This is a genomic window from Oleiphilus sp. HI0123 (assembly GCF_001635315.1).
Genome location: NZ_LWGE01000708.1, coordinates 1 through 344 on the forward strand (window position 1 = coordinate 1; position 344 = coordinate 344).

Below are 344 nucleotides of genomic sequence, written 5' to 3' on the forward strand. Positions count from 1 at the left end.
CAAATGTTGAAGCGGGCCTATCGAGGTGCCAAACCAACTGTCGTTACTGATGGTGATCAGGTAATCTGCGTCGGCCGACTGCTTGGCAACAAAATCAGGGTAGACCACTTCATAGCAAATAAATGGCGCCACTTGATAGTCGAAGGACTTTAGCAAGGCTTGGTCTTCTGCACCGGTTCGAAAGTCAGACATGGGTAGGTTGAAGAAGTCGATCAGGCCACGCAATAAATCTTCCAGCGGAACATATTCCCCAAAGGGAACCAATTTCTGTTTATGGTAGATACTTTCGCCTTCTGCTTCACGCGCACCAAGACTAACAATACTGTTGTGGTAAACCTGGCGAC

At 48.0% G+C, this 344-nt stretch carries 1 protein-coding gene; it reads right to left on the reverse strand.

The genetic code is table 11. The features are described from left to right. Window positions 1-344: nitrilase-related carbon-nitrogen hydrolase (locus A3761_RS06340; protein WP_304439595.1), on the reverse strand; the 344-nt coding region annotated here is incomplete at both ends.